Origin of the sequence: Sinomonas gamaensis, assembly GCF_005876955.1 — a bacterium.
Classification (GTDB): Bacteria; Actinomycetota; Actinomycetes; order Actinomycetales; family Micrococcaceae; genus Sinomonas; species Sinomonas gamaensis.
In genome coordinates, this window is the sequence record NZ_SSCL01000001.1 from 313,906 (window position 1) to 331,421 (window position 17,516).

Consider the following 17,516-nt stretch of genomic DNA (forward strand, 5'->3'; position numbering starts at 1 on the left):
CACGACCTACACGGATGGCTTGCCGCTTGCACCCTTGATCATCTACCTGCACTCTCCCAAACCCTCAAAGTCGCTAGCCACACTTGGATGTACTCGAATTGAGTGGCGAAACGTATGAAGGCTTCGTGAATTCAGCCCGATCCGGGCCATGGACAGACTCCGCTTGGCCTCTAGACGGTCGTCTGGGGCCGCGAAGCATGCCTGCTTATAGAAGAAAGGGGCGGTAACGAGAAAGGGACGTGCTTCTCCTGTCGGTACGCCCCCGCCGGCAGCGTCCAGCGCGGTGATATGACTGGACTTCATGAGCGTTGACGATGGCGGTGAGATGAGGGAACGGTTGCGCCATGCCGCGGTATCGGGAACGGTGTTTGACTTGGCGCCAGAAGTGGACGAGGACGACTTTGACTTGCCCCGCGCTGAGGAGGCCGGGTTGCTGGGCGAATTGTCGGCTGAGGACATCCGGGCTCTTCTATTGGAACGCGATTTCGTGCCAGATCCTCGAGGGCTGAGGATCCGCGGAGCGATCGTGACGGGGTGTCTCGACCTCGACCACGCGAAGCCCACCGGCCGGATCGTTTTTTCCTTCTGCCGCTTCGAGGAGGCGCCCTCCTTCGAGCAGGCAGTCGTGCCTGAGCTAGTTCTTGAGGGCGTTTTTCTGCCTGGCTTGTCGCTCCGCTCGGCGCGGCTGACGGGATACTGCAAGCTGACCGAGCTCCATTCGACAGGACCCGTGGTGGCAGAAAACTCGCAAATCGGAAGCGGGCTCGACATGTCGGGGGCGAGACTCTGCAGCCCGGGGGGAACTGCTCTCAATCTCGATGGCGCTCATATTGGAGGGGACACGGCCTTGGAGGGTCTCAAGGCCTGGGGGGAAGTCCGGGGCCTGGGAGCACGGATAGGCGGGCAGCTCGTCCTGACCAACGGCAGCCTCGATCACAAGGGCGGATGGGCCCTCGGGCTCGACTGGGCCGAGATTGCCAGTGGTCTCTTCATGGATGGGCTTGTGGCAGCCGGAGAGGTGCGGGCTCCAGGTGCGAAGGTTGGCGGCCAGCTCATCCTTACCGGGGCACACCTCTGCAATCAGAAGGGATACGCGCTAAATCTCGACGGAGCCGACATTGTTGGTGGGGTGTTCATGAGCGACGTCAACGCCACAGGGGAAGTCCGGGCGATCGGGGCGCGCATAGGTGCGCCTCTCAACATGCACCACGCTGTGCTCACCGCTAGTTTGACGACGCACAGTGCAGAAGCATTCGCACTTAATCTCGACAGAGCTGACATCGCCGGCGGCGTGAACATGCGCGGGGTCCGGGTGACAGGGGAAGTCCGGGCGCTCGGGGCGAGTATCGGTTCGCAGATTAACCTGACAAGGGCACAACTCCACAACAAGGGGGGAGACGCTCTCAGTCTTGACGGGGCTCGTATCACGGGCGCGGTCATGCACAGGCTACGGACCCAGGGAAAGGTCCGCTGCATCGGCACTCACATCGACGGCGAGTTCAGGCTAACCCGGGCCAGCCTTCACGCTTCCGGGAATGGGCACGCGCTCGACCTCAACGGGGCCCAGATCGCCGATAGTCTTCTGATGGACCGGATTAGAGTCAGGGGTGAAGTCGGGGCGATCAACGTGCGGATCGGCGGCCAGCTCTCGCTGACGGATAGGGCGAAACTCAAGAACCCGGGCGGACATGCCCTCAATCTTGACGGAGCTGAAATATCCGGGGGCGCGTTCATGCAAGAACTTGTGACAGAAGGGGAAGTCAGAGCTCTCGACGCACACATAAGCGACGAGCTCAGCCTGACTCACGCAACACTTAGCAACGGGGATAAATGCGCGCTGAACCTCGATCGTGTCGAAGTTACCGGTGCCGTGTTCCTAGACGATATCGAGGCTACCGGCGAAGTCAGGTTCGCCGGCAGCCGAATCCACGGTCGCCTCAACCTCTTTAAGGCGAAATTCAGCAACACCAGTGGGGACGCCCTCAAACTTACGGCTGCGACCCTTGACGAGCTTCTGCTCGATGGGGCCACGGCCACCGGGAGCACAATAGACCTTTCGTTCGTCACGGCCCGCATCCTAGCCGTAGGAGCCCGCCCACCTGACGAAGGCTTGCCCCGCCTCTCTGCCGCCCACGGCTGGACTTTGGGGACCGTCCATGGGTTTCTCCGTACGGACAGGAAGAGCGCCCGAGCGTGGCTGGACACCGTCGACACTCGACCCGCCAATGGCAACAAGAGGGAATTTCCCCCCCAACCATGGAAGGAATTGGCGAAGGTCTACGACCAGGTCGGACAGCCCGCAGACGCCCGATGGCTGAGGCACTGCGCAGCTAAGCGAACAACACGCGCCGCGCCGCCGATTTCGAGGCTAATCCGATGGGCCTATGGTGTCTTGGTCGGATATGGTTACTATCCGCGTCGGGCGGCCTACTTGCTGGCCGCGCTCTGGGTCACCGTCTTCCTGCTGGCCTCCGCCAATGCCCCCGCGTTTACCCCTGCGGATGCTAGAGCGAGCACGGTCGCAGTCACTGAGAACAATCGCACCGACGAGATCCACGTCACGGGAGCCACGGCAGCTCCGCCCGATTACCCGCAGTTCAGTCCCGGCCTGTTCGCTGTGGACACAGCCATACCCGCCGCTGCAACAGGCCAGAGCAACGCCTGGCGGGTCACCGGAAACGCACTCCTGCTGGCGGCGTTCGCCGCTATTAAAGGCTTCGCCTGGCTCCTCACCGTGCTCATGTTGGCCGGACTCACCGGAATCCTGCGCAAGGACTAGGGGTCGACGGGCCAGCAATGACAAACGACCAGGAGCGTCCGATCTAGCAATCGGACGGCTCGCGGGGGGATCGTGATGGGCCCACGCTGATCCGCGCAGACCCATGTCGCCGGTGTGCCCGCAGGCATCACTATTGTCAGTTCGCCGCGATCTGAAAGTAGTTGATCGCGAACGAGTCGATCAGCGCCGCGACGAGTGCCGAGGCGGCGAGCAGAGGGGCGTGGCGCCGCAGGTTTAGGTCTCGCGGATTATTTGAGAGAACCTCCCGTAAGAGGACGCGTGTATTTAGATCAGGAAAAGGTCCCGCGGGCGGATCTGTTCCCAAGACTTGGCGTCTCCCCAGATCGAATTGAAGTGCACAAGACGCTGCACCTGAGCGAGTTCTTCCTCCTCGGCGTTCCCTCGCAAGGCTCTCTCCGCAACTTGGCGGGTGAAGCCGGCGGCTACGTCGGCAAGTTGGATGCGGGGATCTGCTTTCGAGTCGATGTGCTTGATTCCGACGAGAGGGAAGCGGCTGTCAGGGAGGTTAAAGTGGGCGGGCGGCTTCGTGCTGGCTGTGTACATGACCGCATTCATCACGCGCTCGGTCAGGTTCTTTTGAGCATCGTGCATGACCATCACCGGCCGATCGAGCTTCTTGCTCCAGTCGTACGCCAGTTGCATCAGGGACGTCTGCAATGGATCGAGGCTCTTGATTATATCGCCCTTGGCTACGTCCGCTTGAAACTCTTCCGCCTGCTTCCGAGTATCTGCCAACTGGCCGAGCACGATCTTCAGCTTCGTACGCTTCGCAGCCGAGCGGGCTTCCTCGACCTTCTCGAAAAAGCCATCAATGGTTTCCTTCTCGCCCTTCCGCTGGTTTTCGCGCATGAGGGAGGTAAAGGCGCTTACCAATGATTGCCAACGTTCTTCCCCTAGGTCTTCCGGGCCGTGTTCGTAGAGAGCACGCGCCATGCGCCTGTGGGTTCCGTCCTTATAGAGGTCATCGCCCCGTGCGTACGCCCGCTCCTCTATAAGCAGGTCAACCATCTTTCCCGCGGCCATTTCAGCCTTTTCGACAACGTAGACCTGGGTATGGCCGACAAGCGCCCCCTGTTCGCCAAACAGGTCGTCGATCGCACCGCGGTTGCGGATCACGGCCCCGATCTTGAGTTCCGGGCTTTGCGCTCTAGTCTTCCCTCTCAGGTGGTCCACCAAGTCGGACGCCTCGGCCAGGTCCATATGCACGCTGCTGTGAGCTAGCACGGGAGTGCTCCCGCCCATCAGGTTTTCACCGTCATGCCCAGACTCATCAAAGAAGATCTCGGCTACGTTCTTCGCAGCGGCCATGTCGTTCCCCATCCTTGCTTGGTTGCCGTCCTCGGAAAGCATGCCAGAAGCAGCCGAGACGCCGGAAGCGCGGCGCGCTCGGGCCGATCAGAACTGGCGGACGGATGGGTGCAAGAACGAGCATTACGCCGATAAGGGGGAGCAATGAATGAGCCGGGAGATCGTAGCGAGCATCGCTACGTGGTCGAAGGCCGAGGTCGCTGAGCTGATTGGTCAGTACAGCGCTTACCGCAAGGGCGAGGAGATCACACTGCAGATCTATGACCGTCCGACGGACGGCCAGTACCGATTCACCATCAACGCCGACGTCACCAACGATCCCTCATGACACGGTCATGGCAACTGTGGTTCTACGATCGAGGATGCCCTCTCGACGTACCAGTGGAACAACTCTCTCGCTGACGCCGCATGGAGCCGGCGACGTGGGCCAGCTAAGTCTGAGGTGTTCTCACTGCTGGAGCGCTTGCCTTCTCGTTTCCGGCGGTACTCTAGGCAAGTGGGCGCCTCGAGGCCGTCGATCGGAAGGAGCATCGGCAGGTTGAGCGTCGGCACGCCGGGGCGGACATTGCCTGGTTCGAATCGACGAGCGTGGCCGTTGTCCCTAATGCTTGGAGACGCGGTCATCTACGCGACGCGAACCACACGGAGGAGGGTTGGGCGCCCATCGCAAGGGATTGGGTCGCTGCCCCGCAGCTGGTCCCATCAGGCATGAATGTGCGCCTCAAGCTGCGAGATCGCTGGGGTGCCATGGGCTTCAAGCCGGCAATCGAGGCGGCATTTCGTGATGTGGTCGGCCTGTGGGGTAGCGTCCGGCAGAGTGGTGTACGGCTCCCGATGAGCGTGTCGTCGTAGACGGGGACGTGCGATATCACTCGTGCAATATTTCCGGCTTGCCTCGTGGTCCGATGCTTGCACCAAGCCGCCCCTACGATTGGACGTCCCTGCCGATCCTTTCCATCGGTTGGCACGCGTCCGGAGGCTCCACCCCTCGCGGGCGCCTTCTGCTTCTAAAAGCCACCAGCAAGTTCCCTCTGGCGGGGCACAGATGCCACGGGTTTGAGCCGGTCGTCCTCCCTCCCATTAGCTATGCGAATGCGTCGACCTCGGTGTCGCCTGGACCTTGGCTGACTTGGCAGGCCTGCCACGCCCGGGTGAGGACGAGATCGGCCAGGCCCTCCTTCTGCGGGCTACGGAGTCCCGGTCATGACAGGTGGGATGCGGTTCAGGGGAGTAGGTCTGGGTCTTCCGACGGGAGGGGAAAGCATGGACGAGGTGAGGAGGGCGCGGGCAGCTCTGACAAGACTAGTCGAACCCGGTGATTCGACAGGGGCAGCTCTTGTCGGAGCACTGGGACCGGTTGAGGCGCTGTCGGTCGCTTCGGGACGTTTGCCGATCGATCCCACCATCGAGACACGAGTAGGAAGCCTCGCGCTCGGAACTGGAGCCAACCGATGGGAGGGCCTTGCGGGGGCGCTCGGGCGATGGAAGGCCCGCGTCCCCGACCTCGCCCCGGATCGTGACCTTGAGACCATCGCGAGGTTCGGTGGCCGGTTCATCATCCCCGAGGACCCGGAGTGGCCGGATGGATTCGAGGACCTCGGCGCGCGCGCTCCGATCGGCCTCTGGGTGAGGGGCGAAGAGCGGTTGCCCTCCCACACAGCCTCGGCGGCGATTGTCGGGTCCAGAGACGCGACGAACTATGGATTGAGCGTCGCGGGGGAGATGGCCCGAGGGCTCGTGGACCGTGGACTCACGATAGTGAGCGGAGGTGCCTACGGCATCGATGCTCAGGCGCACCGAGCCGCGCTGTCCTCCGAGGGGCCCGCTCTTCCCACTGTTGCAGTGATGGCTGGGGGTCTGGATCGCTACTACCCCTCGGGGAACGAGGAGCTCTTACGGGCCGTCGCGCACCGCGGGCTGCTCGTGTCAGAGCTCCCTCCGGGTGCGTCGCCGACCAAACATCGTTTTCTCCGGAGGAACAGGCTCATTGCGGCATTGGCAGGTGCCACGGTGGTCGTAGAGGCCCATTGGAGATCGGGGGCTCGCAGCACCGCTCATCACGCCGCCGACCTCGGACGAATCGTGGGAGCCGTGCCCGGGTCCGTATACAGCGGAAGCTCCGCAGGCTGTCATCGACTCCTGATGGACGGAGCGGCTGTGTGCGTCACTGACGTGAGGGACGTCTACGAGCTGCTGGCCCCTGTGGGCGAAGGCCTCGAGAGCCAGCGAGAAGGTCACTCGGCGCCGCACGACGGCCTCACGGTAGAGGACCTCCTGCTTCTCGACGCTCTGCCGTTGAAGACCGGAACCACCGTGGACAGTCTGGCTCGGGTCGCTGGCCTGAGCGGTCCCCAAGTGCGCGCCGGCCTCGGGCGCCTTCAGCTCTTGGGCCTCTCTCAGGCTGTTCCCGGGGGATGGAGGAGGAGCGATAAGAGATCGTGATGCGGGAAAGCGAGAGTGTCGCGTTGTGGCATCCGTCCCGAACGTCCACAGTGGGGATGTGGACGAACGGACTCCTCGCGGCCAGCGCCTGCCCGAAGGTCTGCGCGACCCCCTTGAGGGGTTCTTGCGGTACCTCGCGCTCGGCAGGGGGCGCTCAGTGCACACCATCAGGGCGTACGAGGGCGATCTCCTCTCGATGCTGCAGGCGGTCGCGTCAGAGGGCGCAGACACCCTCGCGGACATCGATCTCGCCGCTCTGCGCCGTTGGCTGGGTTCTCAGAGCGAGGGCGGCCGGGCTCGATCCACGCTCGCTCGCCGCTCCGCGGCCGTTCGGTCCTTCATGGGATGGGCCGTGCGAGAGGGGAAGCTGGAGGTCGACCCTTCGCTGAGGCTCGCGTCTCCCAAACAGCATAGGGACCTGCCCGATGTCCTCCACGAAGACCAGACGAGACGCCTTCTCGAGAAATTGGCCGGGGACGCCGAAACTGGGGATCCAGTTGCTGTCCGCGACCTCGCTCTGGCCGAGATGCTCTACGCCACCGGGATCCGTGTCTCGGAGCTGGTCGGGCTGGACGTCGACGACGTCGACCTCGGCTCGCGTACCGCCAGGGTCCTGGGCAAAGGGGACAAGGAACGAACGGTCCCCTTCGGTGTCCCGGCCGCCAACGCCATCGTGCGCTGGCTCGGAGCCCGCAGCGTGCTTGTGACCCAAGCCAGCGGCGCCGCTCTGTTCCTTGGACGCCGTGGGGGACGGCTCGGCCAGAGGCAGGCCAGAGAGGTGGTCGACGCAGCCCTGCGCGGATTGGGCGACACGGGTGCAAGGGGGCCTCACGCGCTACGCCATACCGCCGCCACCCATCTCTTGGACGGCGGCGCTGACCTCCGCTCGGTTCAGGAGCTCCTGGGCCACTCGAGCCTCTCGACCACGCAGCTGTACACACACGTGTCGGTTGAGCGCTTGCGGTCGAGCTACATCCAGGCTCACCCCCGGGCGTGAGACATGGCGTCACAGGCCGCGCCACGGTGGAGGTTGCTGGCGTATTCCGGATCCGTCCGGCAGAATGACCGTGACAACTGAATCCGCCACAGGTTCACGCACTCCAAGCTGACCGGTCGTAGGGGAAGACGTACCGACAGCGATGGAGGATGGAATGTCTGCAGTGATGACCCGTGGTCTGCTGTTCGTGCACTCGGCACCGAGTGCTCTATGCCCGCACGTCGAGTGGGCAATTGGCTCCGTCGTTGAGAAGCGGACGGACCTTGAGTGGATCCCCCAGCCAGCAGCGCCGGGAATGTTCCGCTCCGAGCTGTCATGGGTGGGCGCACCCGGGACGGGCGCGCAGATCGCTTCTGCCCTGCGTGGCTGGGCGCACCTCCGCTACGAAGTCACGGAGGAGCCTAGCCCCGGCGTCGACGGCGCTCGCTGGTCCCACACGCCCGAGCTGGGCATCTTCCACGCCACTACCGACGTGCACGGCAACATCATGGTCTCGGAAGACCGGATCAGGTACGCCTACGAGTCCGGCGCGGGCGACCCCTCCGCCGTCTTCCACGAGCTCTCGCTCGCGCTCGGCGAGGCCTGGGATGAGGAGCTGGAACCGTTCCGCCATGCTGCGGAGGGCGCTCCCGTCCGCTGGCTCCACCAGGTCGGCTGATCCGGCCCAGCGGTCATCCGTCGCACTCGAAACCATCGCAGACAACTGTGGGGCCCGCCGAACAGGCGGGCCCCACAGGTCGTTGGTGGATCAGTGGTTGCGGATCACGACGACCGCGTTGTGACCACCGAAGCCGAACGAATTGCTCAGCGCCACAATGTCGCCCTGAGGGAGATCGCGCGCAGTCGTGACCACATCGAGCGGGATCTCGGGGTCCTGATGGTCCAGGTTGATGGTGGCCGGGGCCTTGCGCTCATGCACTGCGAGAACCGTCAGAACTGCCTCGACCGCTCCGGAGGCGCCCAGGAGGTGGCCCATCTGTGACTTGGTGGCCGAGACAGCCACGTTGTCCACGTGGCCGCCCAGCGCAGACTTGAGCGCGGTGTACTCCGGCTTGTCTCCAACGGGGGTCGACGTGGCATGTGCGTTCACGTGCACCACGTCTTCTGCCTGCACCCGCGCGTCGAAGAGCGCCGCCTTCAAGGCTCGTGTCGCCCCCAAGCCCTCGGGATCCGGGGCCGTGATGTGGTACGCATCCGCAGTGACTGAGGTTCCCGCGAGTTCCGCGTAGATCCTCGCGCCGCGCGCGAGCGCATGCTCCTCGGCTTCCAGAACCAGTGCTCCGGCGCCCTCACCCATGACGAAGCCGTCCCGATCGATGTCGTAGGGGCGCGAGGCGCGCTCGGGATCGTCGTTGCGCTTCGAGAGGGCCTGCATCGAGGAGAAGGCCGCGATCGGCATGGGGTGAATGGCTGCTTCAGCGCCACCCACCATGACCACGTCGGCCTTGCCGGAACGGATCAGTTCCTGCCCCACCGCCATCGCCTCAGTTCCCGAAGCGCAGGCCGAGACGGGCGTGTGGGCGCCAGCGCGCGCACCGAGATCGAGGCTCACGGCCGCGGCCACGCCGTTCGGCATGAGCATCGGGACGGTCATCGGCAGCACCCGGCGGGGGCCCTTCTCCTTGAGAGTGTCCCAGCCATTCAGGAGCGTCCAGACGCCTCCGATGCCTGTGGCGAAGGCGACGGCGAGACGGTCGTGGTCGATGTCCTCGATGCCGGAGTCCCTCCACGCCTCGCGCGCGGCGATAACGCCGTACTGGGTCGAGGGGTCCATGCGCTTCATCTCCACGCGTCCCAGGACCTGATCGGCCGGGACCGCCAGCTTGGCGGCGATCTTCACGGGAAGGTCGTACTGCTCGACCCACTCGTCTGTGAGCTGATGGACACCCGAGACTCCCTTGACGGCGTTCTGCCAGAGGGTGGGCACATCTCCACCGATAGGTGTAGTGGCGCCTAGACCGGTGATGACAACTTTACGGGCCATGCTGCACCCTTTCGGGATCAGAGCCGGGGAGGCTGGCGGGAGGGAACAGACGGCCGGCACCGAAGGGTGCCGGCCGTCGCAAGGGGTTTATCAGGCCTGGGCCTTGGCGATGAAGTCCACGGCGTCACCGACGGTCGAGAGGTTCTTGACCTCTTCGTCGGGGATACGGACGCCGAACTTCTCCTCCGCGTTGACCACGATGGTCATCATCGAGATCGAGTCGATGTCGAGATCGTCGGTGAAGGACTTGTCCAGCTGGACAGCGTCGGGTGCGAGGCCCGTCTCCTCGTTGATGATCTCGGCCAGGCCGGCGAGGATCTCTTCGTTGCTAGCCATGTCGGCTCCTTTTCTCAATCGCCGGCTCTCGCCGGCTGGCTGGGCAAGCCGCTTGTGCGGCTTTGCTTTCGGCGCGGCGGGCGGTGGTACCCGATGCGCTGGGAACTAGGGGAGGGTGATGACCTGAGCGCCGAACACGAGCCCGGCACCGAAACCGATCTGGAGCGCGAGCTTGCCGCTCAGTTCGGGGTTCTCCTGCAGGAGCCGGTGCGCGGCGAGCGGGATCGAGGCCGCCGAAGTGTTGCCGGCATCCGCGATATCGCGGGCGACGACGACGCTCTCCGGCAGCTTGAGCTGCTTGACCATCTCGTCGATGATACGCATGTTGGCCTGATGCGGCACGAACGCGGCGAGGTCCTCCGGCTCGATTCCCGCGGCGTCGAGCGCGCGCTTGGCCACCTTGGCCATCTCCCAGACGGCCCACCGGAACACGGACTGCCCGTCCTGCCGCAGGGTTGGCCAGATCTTGGCCTCGGTCCCGAGTACCGCTGCGGCGTTGCCGGCGCCATCCCGCTCGGCCTCTTCAGAGAGGTCGCGGACGTCGAGGAGCGAGTGGGTCATCCCGATGGTGTTCCACTTGCTGCCATCGGAGCCCCACACTGACGGGCCGATGCCGGGCGTCTCCGAACGGCCGACCACTACTGCACCTGCTCCATCGCCCAGGAGGAACGAGATGCTCCGCTCCGAGTTGTCGATGAAGTCGCTGAGCTTCTCGACGCCGACGACGAGCACGTACTCGGCTGCGCCTGAGCGCACCAGGGCGTCCGCTTGGGCGACTCCGTAGCAGTAACCGGCGCATGCAGCGGAGATGTCGTAGGCGGGGGCAGGAGTTGCGCCGAGGCGATCGCACAGCAATGCTGCCGCGGAGGGGGTGGCGTACGGATGCGTCACCGTGGAGACAATGACTGCTCCCAGCTGGGAGGCCTCGATGCCAGCCTTGGCAATCGCCTCCTGAGCGGCGCCCTCGGCCATGTCGATGAGGTCGACGTCTGCTGGTGCGCGATGGCGGGTGACGATACCCGTGCGCTGGCGGATCCACTCGTCGGACGAGTCGATCCACTGGCATACGTCGTCGTTCGTGACGTAGACCGATGGACGGTAGGCGCCGATGCCGAGGATCCGCGAGTGCTGGTGGACCGGGGCCTGGCGGAGCGTCGCGGTGCTCATACTGGCTCCTCTTCGGTGGAGGCGGCCTGTTCAGCATCTGCCGCGAAGAGCTCGAGCGCCGCCGAGAGGTCCGAGGGCGTCTTGACGGCAACCGTCTTCACCCCGGGCAGCCCGCGCTTGGCGAGCCCTGCAAGAGTGCCCGCGGGAGCGAGTTCGATGAGCCCGGTGACGTTGAGGGATTTGAGCGTCTCCATGCACAGGTCCCAGCGCACGGGGCGCGAGACCTGAGCCACGAGGCTGGTCACAGCGGCAGAGCCCGAAGCGACCTCGCGACCATCGTAGTTGGACAGCAGGGGGACGGTCGGGTCCTCGACGGACAGGCTCGGGCGCAGCTCCTCGAGCGCGGAGACCGCGGAGGCCATGTGCTGGGTGTGGAAGGCACCGGCGACCTTGAGCGGAATGACGCGCGCCTTGGCCGGCGGATTGGCGGCGAGAGCTGCGAGCTGCTCGAGGGTTCCAGCGGCCACGATCTGCCCGCCGCCATTGACGTTGGCCGGAGTCGCACCGACTGCCTCGATGGCCCGCTGGACCTCTTCGGGGTCGCCTCCGAGGACGGCCGTCATGCCCGTGGGGGTGACCGCCGCGGCTTTGGCCATCTCGCGGGCACGGAGGCCCACAAACTTCATCGCGTCGGCTTCGCTCAGCACACCGGCGAGGGCGGCTGCCGTGATTTCGCCCACCGAATGCCCGGCGAGGACCACAGGAAGGGTCGACAGTTCGACATCGAACAGGGTCTTGGCGGCCACAAGGCCCGCCGCGACGATGAGGGGCTGGGCGACGGCCGTGTCCTTGATCGTCTCTTCGTCAGACGTGGTTCCGTGGGCCACGAGGTCGAGGCCCACGACCTCGCCGAGGGCTCCGAGATGCTCGGCGACGGACGGCAGCTCGAGCCATGAGGCAAGGAAGCCCGGCGTCTGGGAGCCCTGTCCAGGGCAGACAATTGCTAGCACGTTTCCAGCTTTCCAAAGGGCGAGCGGTTCCAGCGGTGCCCCCACGCACCAAGCTCCAGAACCCGGGTTGTAGGAAGTCTACAACGGGTAGGAGGAGTGGCCCTGTCAGGCGGGCCCAGTTCAGCCTCCTGCGCGGGGTCCTCGTTCCCGTCCCGTCGGGTTGGCGGAGAGCCTTCCCACAACAAGGGCGGTCTGGAGGACGAAAGCCTCGCGGGGGAGCAGCGGATCCCAGCCCGTCACGTCGCAGACCCGTCGAAGCCGATAGCGCACTGTGTTGGCATGCACGAACAGCTCGCGCGCGGTCGCTTCGAGTGAGTGGCCGAGTTCGAGGTAGGCGCTGAGCGTCTCCACGAGGCCGTTCGAGGCGGCGAGGAGGGGCCGGTAGATCTTCTGGACGAGAGCCCGTCGCGCGGCGTCATCGCCCGCGACCACGCGCTCGGGGAGCAAATCGTCCGCGGCCACGGGGCGGGGGGCGTTGGGCCACGCTCTCGCCGCCGAGAGGCCGGCAAAGGCGGCTTGGGCGGACGAGCTCACCTCCGGCAGGCTCTCCGCCCGCGGGCCGAAGACGACCGGACCCGGCGCGAACAGCTCGCTGAGTCGCGCATATGCCGTCTCGTCGTCCTCGATGCCGCCCAAGATGAGGATGAGGCGTTCCCCTTGGATGCCGACGAGTGCGTCCTTCGCGTAGCGCCCGGCCGCGCGGCGCATCTCTCCCACGTAGCTGGGGCTGGGCTCAAGCGGGGAGCTGCCAACCATGACTGCGAAATGCTCCTGTGCCTTCCAGCCGAGGGCGGCGATCCGGGAGCGGAGGGCGTCGGTGTTCTCGCCGCGCAGGATCGCGTCGACGATGAGTGCTTCGAGCCGGGTGTCCCACGATCCCCGCGTCTCGGCCGCCCTTGCGTAGACGTCGGCGGCCGCGAACGCCACCTCGCGCGAGTATCTGAGGACAGCCTCGCGCAGCGCGGGCTGGTCCTCTTCTGGGGCCAAGTGGGGCACCTGCTCCTCGACAACCTCAACGACGATGCGGATGAGCTGGAGCGCCTTCTGAAGGCTGATTGACCGGGTGAGCTCAGTGGGCGCGTTGCCAAAGACGTCGGACAGCACCCAGGAGGGGAGAGTCGGCCGCTCGTACCAGGTCACAAAGGCGGCAATGCCGTTCTGGGCCACGAGACCGAGCGCCGACCGTTCGTCGGCACTCAGCCGTCCATACCAGGGGAGTGCGCGCTCGAGCTCGCGGGTCGTCGTCGTCGAGAGCTGGCCGACGCTGCTGCGGAGCTTCTTCAGCGTCTCGGCCTTCGCCGGGGAGACCGTCAGGCGGGCCTTCCGGGTGCCTCCGGCGGCTTGGGGCTGGTGGGGCATGTGAAGAAGCATAGGCTTCCCCCCGCCGTCGCCCGAATTTGTGCGAAGGCTACAAGAAGCCTTCCGGCAAAAGGACGACGGCGACGCCCCCATGTGGGGAGCGCCGCCGTCGTCATGGTGTCGGCTGGGCGACGTGGGCGAGCTGACGTCTAGCTCTCGCCGCCCGCGTTGCCAGTTGTCCCGGCGTTCACGTCGAGCAGGCGGTAACGCTCGAACGCCTGACGGGGCGCATCCCCGTCCACCTCGCCGCGACGGGCGAGCATCTGCAGCGCGCGCACCACGACGGAGTGGCTGTCGATGTGGAAGTAGCGACGTGCCGCGGCGCGGGTGTCGGCGAAGCCGAAATCGTCGGCCCCGAGCGTCGCGAACTCATTCGGGAGGAACTGCCGGATCTGGTCCGGGACCGCCTTCATGTAGTCGCTGACCGCCACGATCGGTCCGGTCGCCCCGGCGAGCTGCTGGGTCACGAACGGAATGCGCGGCTCCTGGCCCGGGTTCAGGAACGCCTCGTGCTCGGCGGCGAGGCCGTCGCGGCGAAGCTCGTTCCACGAGGTCACGCTCCACACATCCGCCGAGACGCCCCACTCTTCGGCGAGGATCCGCTGCGCTTCGAGCGCCCACGGAACGGCAACGCCCGAGGCGAGCAGCTGGGTGCGAGGCCCGTCGATCTTGGCCGGAGCCAAGAGGTAGATGCCCTTCACCACGCCCTCGACATCGAGTTCCTCCGGCTCGGCGGGCTGGACGATCGGCTCGTTGTACACGGTGAGGTAGTACATGACGTTCGGATCCGGGTGGTTCCCGCCGTACATCCGCTCGATGCCCGACCGCACAATGTGGCCGATCTCGTACCCGTAGGCGGGGTCATAGGTCACGACCGCCGGGTTGGTCGAGGCGAGAAGCGGCGAGTGCCCGTCGGCGTGCTGCGTTCCTTCGCCGGTCAGGGTCGTGCGGCCAGCCGTTGCGCCGATGATGAAGCCGCGAGCCATCTGGTCTGCGGCAGCCCAGATGCCGTCTCCCGTGCGCTGGAAGCCGAACATCGAGTAGAAGACGTAGACCGGAACCAGGGTTTCGCCGTGCGTCGCGTAGGACGTGCCCGCCCCGGTGAAGGCCGCCACCGAGCCGGCTTCATTGATGCCCGCATGCAGGATCTGGCCCTGGGGCGCTTCCTTGTAGGCGAGGACGAGGTCGCGATCCACCGAGAGGTAGTTCTGGCCCTTCGGGTTGTAGATCTTCGCCGTCGGGAAGAACGCGTCCATGCCGAACGTCCTGGCCTCGTCCGGAATGATCGGAACGATTCGCTGCCCGAAGTCCTTGTCCCTCATGAGGTCCTTGAGGAGGCGGACAAAAGCCATGGTCGTGGCTGCCTGCTGCTTGCCGGACCCGCGCTTGGCCACCTCGTACGCCTTCTCGGACGGGAGTGCGATGCCCTGGTGGGGGTCGCGCCGTTCGGGCAGGAAGCCGCCGAGCATCTTGCGCCGATCCATCATGTACTGGATCTCAGGGGCATCCATGCCGGGGTGGTAGTACGGCGGTGCGTACGGGTCAGCCTCAAGCTGCTCGTCGGTGATGGGGATGCGCAGGTGGTCGCGGAAGTCCTTGAGGTCCTGCAGCGTCATCTTCTTCATCTGGTGGGTCGCGTTGCGGCCCTCGAAGTGCGGACCGAGGCCGTATCCCTTGACCGTCATGGCAAGGATGACGCTCGGCTTGCCCTTGAACTCGGTCGCCGCCTTGTATGCGGCGTAGACCTTCCAGTAGTCGTGGCCGCCGCGCTTGAGGTTCCAGATCTGCTCGTCCGAGTAGTCGGCGACGAGCTCCTTCGTCTCCGGTGTCTTGCCGAAGAAGTGCTCGCGGACAAACCCGCCGGACTCGGCCTTGTACGTCTGGTAGTCGCCGTCCAGAGTCTCGTTCATGACCTTGACGAGCTGCCCGTTGTCGTCCTTCTTGAGCAGGGCATCCCACTCGCGTCCCCAGATGACCTTGATGACGTTCCACCCGGCACCGCGGAAGAAGGCCTCGAGCTCCTGGATGATCTTGCCGTTGCCGCGCACCGGGCCGTCAAGGCGCTGGAGGTTGCAGTTGATGACGAAGGTCAGGTTGTCGAGGTTGTCATTCGCCGCGAGCTGCAGCAGGCCGCGGCTCTCCGGCTCATCCATCTCGCCGTCGCCGAGGAACGCCCACACGTGCTGGTCGGACGTGTCCTTGATGCCGCGGTTATGGAGATACCGGTTCGTCTGGGCCTGATAAATGGCATTCATCGGCCCGATGCCCATGGAGACCGTGGGGAACTCCCAGAACTCGGGCATCATGCGCGGGTGCGGGTAGGAGGACAATGCATGGCCCTTGTGGGACTTCTCCTGGCGGAAGCCGTCGAGGTCCTCCGAGCTGAGGCGGCCCTCCATGAAGGCGCGGGCGTACATGCCGGGGGAGGCGTGGCCCTGGAAGAAGACCTGGTCTCCGCCGCCCGGGTGGTCCTTGCCCCGGAAGAAGTGGTTGAAGCCCACTTCGTAGAGGGTTGCGGCACCCGCATACGTCGAGATGTGTCCGCCGACGCCGATGCCCGGCCGCTGAGCACGGTGCACCATGATGGCGGCGTTCCACCGCATATAGGCGCGGTAGCGTCGCTCATACTCTTCGTTGCCCGGGTACTCGGGCTCCTGGTCCGCGGGGATCGTGTTCACGAAGTCGGTCGTGGTGACCATCGGAACGCCTACGCTGCGCGAGCCTGCCCGCTGGAGGAGACTGCGCATGATGTACTGCGCGCGTTCGGTGCCCTGCGATTCGATCAGGGCGTCAAGAGACTCGATCCACTCGGAGGTCTCTTCGGGGTCGCGGTCCGGCAGCTGATTCGTCAGGCCGCTGAGGATGTGCGAGGTTTCCTCTCCTACAGACACGTCCAACCTCTCTTCGAGCCCGGAGGACCGGAGCTGGTGGCTGCCGGACGTCGGGCAATATCGTCGCTGGGCCTCAACGTTCAGGCCCGTTTTCGTGTAAGCGCTCCTTCAGGCAGCCGGGTTCCCCAGCCAGAGCAGCGGCGCGCTCTCTGTCACTCTAGTCGCGTCGGAGGTGCACGTGCAGCGCGTGCGCTTGATGCTACGGGCCAAACGGTGTTGGCTTATACATACATTCCGCGTGCGAGCAGGCGCTGGGAGCAGGCGCAGTCATGGAAGGCGCACTGATTCCGCGGCCTGCGACCACGGGGTGTAGACGAAACGCGCGAGGAGGAAAGAACGTGGGCGAGACCGACACCGCCGCAGGGAGCAATGTGGCGGGGCGATTGGGTTTCAAGGACGGAGACCTGATCCAGGAATTCGGCTACGACGAGGACGTCGACTTCGATCTCAGGGATGCAATTGAGGACGCGGTGGGCTCCGAGCTTCTCGACGAGGACGATCATGATGTCGTGGACGCGGTCCTCGTGTGGTGGCGTGACGGCGATGGCGACCTCGTGGACATGCTGGTCGACGCGCAGACAACGCTCGAGGACCAGGGTGTGATCTGGCTGTTGACGCCCAAGCAAGGTCGCGAGGGCCATGTGCCACCGGTCGAGGTCCAGGAGGCCGCGCCCACTGCCGGACTGCATTCGACCTCGACCGCCGGCGTCTCCAAGGATTGGCACGCGACTCGTCTCGCCCGGAAGAAGTGACCGTTTCGGGACCCGGCATTCCAGGAGGATCGATCGGCCCGGGCGACGGGGCCCCCGACTTCACCCTGTCGAACCAATTCGGCGAACCCATCCGACTTTCAGCGCTCCGGGGCCGTCCTGTCGTTTTGGTGTTCTACCCGTTCGCGTTCTCGCAGATCTGCACGAGCGAGCTCGCAGCCATCCGAGACAGGCCGGAGATCTTCTCGGAAGCAGGCGCTGAGGTGCTGGCCGTGTCGATCGACAGCAAATACGCGCTTCGGGCCTACGCGGAGTCGGAAGGGTATTCTTTCCATCTTCTGGCCGACTTCTGGCCACACGGCGCCGTTGCGCGGCAGTATGGGGTCTTCGATGAAGGCAGCGGGATGGCGCTGCGCGGCACGTTCATCCTCGACCGAAACGGGGTAGTCCGCTATCGCGTGGTCAATCCGCGGGGCCAACCCCGCAACATCGAGGACTACGCGGCAGCACTGTCTCGAATCGGAGGGACCGGTCCGAATCGGATAGAGTGAAGCAGCGCGCCGGCGTAGCCG

The 17,516-nt window shown here is 65.2% G+C and carries 14 protein-coding genes; 7 read left to right on the forward strand and 7 right to left on the reverse strand.

Translation table 11 applies throughout. From position 1 onward, the window contains the following. Positions 1-301: 301 nt before the first annotated feature. Positions 302-2,779 carry a hypothetical protein gene (locus E5679_RS01455; RefSeq protein WP_138413312.1) on the forward strand — a complete coding sequence of 826 codons (2,478 nt, stop codon included), beginning with the start codon at positions 302-304 and terminating at the stop codon, positions 2,777-2,779. A gap of 285 nt (positions 2,780-3,064) precedes the next feature. Here E5679_RS01455 and E5679_RS01460 read toward each other — a convergent pair whose 3' ends face one another. Next, positions 3,065-4,108, reverse strand: coding sequence for a DUF3800 domain-containing protein (locus E5679_RS01460; protein WP_138413313.1), 1,044 nt, complete (start codon positions 4,106-4,108; stop codon positions 3,065-3,067). A gap of 148 nt (positions 4,109-4,256) precedes the next feature. Here E5679_RS01460 and E5679_RS01465 point away from each other — a divergent pair, with 148 nt between their 5' ends. From E5679_RS01465 to E5679_RS01480, 4 genes are all read left to right on the forward strand, one after another. Next, the gene (locus tag E5679_RS01465; RefSeq protein ID WP_138413314.1) at positions 4,257-4,436 is read left to right on the forward strand and encodes a hypothetical protein; all 180 of its coding nucleotides are present in this window, start codon (positions 4,257-4,259) and stop codon (positions 4,434-4,436) included. A 935-nt stretch (positions 4,437-5,371) separates the two neighbouring features. Continuing rightward, the gene (dprA, locus tag E5679_RS01470) at positions 5,372-6,550 is read left to right on the forward strand and encodes a DNA-processing protein DprA (protein WP_138413315.1); all 1,179 of its coding nucleotides are present in this window, start codon (positions 5,372-5,374) and stop codon (positions 6,548-6,550) included. Between the two features lie 25 nt (positions 6,551-6,575). Next, positions 6,576-7,547 carry a tyrosine recombinase XerC gene (locus E5679_RS01475; protein ID WP_420821024.1) on the forward strand — a complete coding sequence of 324 codons (972 nt, stop codon included), beginning with the start codon at positions 6,576-6,578 and terminating at the stop codon, positions 7,545-7,547. Positions 7,548-7,701: 154 nt separating this feature from the next. Beyond that, complete coding sequence (locus E5679_RS01480; RefSeq protein WP_138413317.1) at positions 7,702-8,205, forward strand: DUF3145 domain-containing protein; 504 nt, start codon at positions 7,702-7,704, stop codon at positions 8,203-8,205. A gap of 90 nt (positions 8,206-8,295) precedes the next feature. On the opposite strand, the gene fabF is transcribed toward E5679_RS01480, so the two are convergent. The 6 genes from fabF to aceE form a co-directional block, all read right to left on the reverse strand. After that, positions 8,296-9,531, reverse strand: coding sequence for a beta-ketoacyl-ACP synthase II (fabF, locus tag E5679_RS01485; protein WP_138413318.1), 1,236 nt, complete (start codon positions 9,529-9,531; stop codon positions 8,296-8,298). A gap of 90 nt (positions 9,532-9,621) precedes the next feature. Continuing rightward, positions 9,622-9,867, reverse strand: a complete 246-nt coding sequence (locus E5679_RS01490) for an acyl carrier protein (RefSeq protein ID WP_138413319.1) — start codon at positions 9,865-9,867, stop codon at positions 9,622-9,624. A gap of 105 nt (positions 9,868-9,972) precedes the next feature. Beyond that, positions 9,973-11,034: a beta-ketoacyl-ACP synthase III gene (locus E5679_RS01495; RefSeq protein ID WP_138413320.1), complete on the reverse strand. Its 1,062-nt coding sequence runs from the start codon at positions 11,032-11,034 to the stop codon at positions 9,973-9,975. After that, entirely contained in the window at positions 11,031-11,984 is a 954-nt protein-coding gene (locus tag E5679_RS01500) for an ACP S-malonyltransferase (RefSeq protein WP_171042200.1), read from the reverse strand. The genes E5679_RS01495 and E5679_RS01500 overlap by 4 nt, the downstream gene beginning before the upstream one ends. A gap of 120 nt (positions 11,985-12,104) precedes the next feature. Continuing rightward, positions 12,105-13,343 carry a PucR family transcriptional regulator gene (locus E5679_RS01505; RefSeq protein ID WP_138413321.1) on the reverse strand — a complete coding sequence of 413 codons (1,239 nt, stop codon included), beginning with the start codon at positions 13,341-13,343 and terminating at the stop codon, positions 12,105-12,107. Between the two features lie 149 nt (positions 13,344-13,492). Continuing rightward, complete coding sequence (gene aceE, locus E5679_RS01510) at positions 13,493-16,234, reverse strand: pyruvate dehydrogenase (acetyl-transferring), homodimeric type (protein ID WP_138413322.1); 2,742 nt, start codon at positions 16,232-16,234, stop codon at positions 13,493-13,495. Between the two features lie 338 nt (positions 16,235-16,572). Between aceE and E5679_RS01515 the strand changes: the two genes are divergently transcribed. Beyond that, entirely contained in the window at positions 16,573-16,986 is a 414-nt protein-coding gene (locus E5679_RS01515) for a DUF3052 domain-containing protein (RefSeq protein ID WP_249335873.1), read from the forward strand. After that, positions 16,983-17,495, forward strand: coding sequence for a peroxiredoxin (locus E5679_RS01520; protein WP_138413324.1), 513 nt, complete (start codon positions 16,983-16,985; stop codon positions 17,493-17,495). The genes E5679_RS01515 and E5679_RS01520 overlap by 4 nt, the downstream gene beginning before the upstream one ends. Positions 17,496-17,516: the final 21 nt, after the last annotated feature.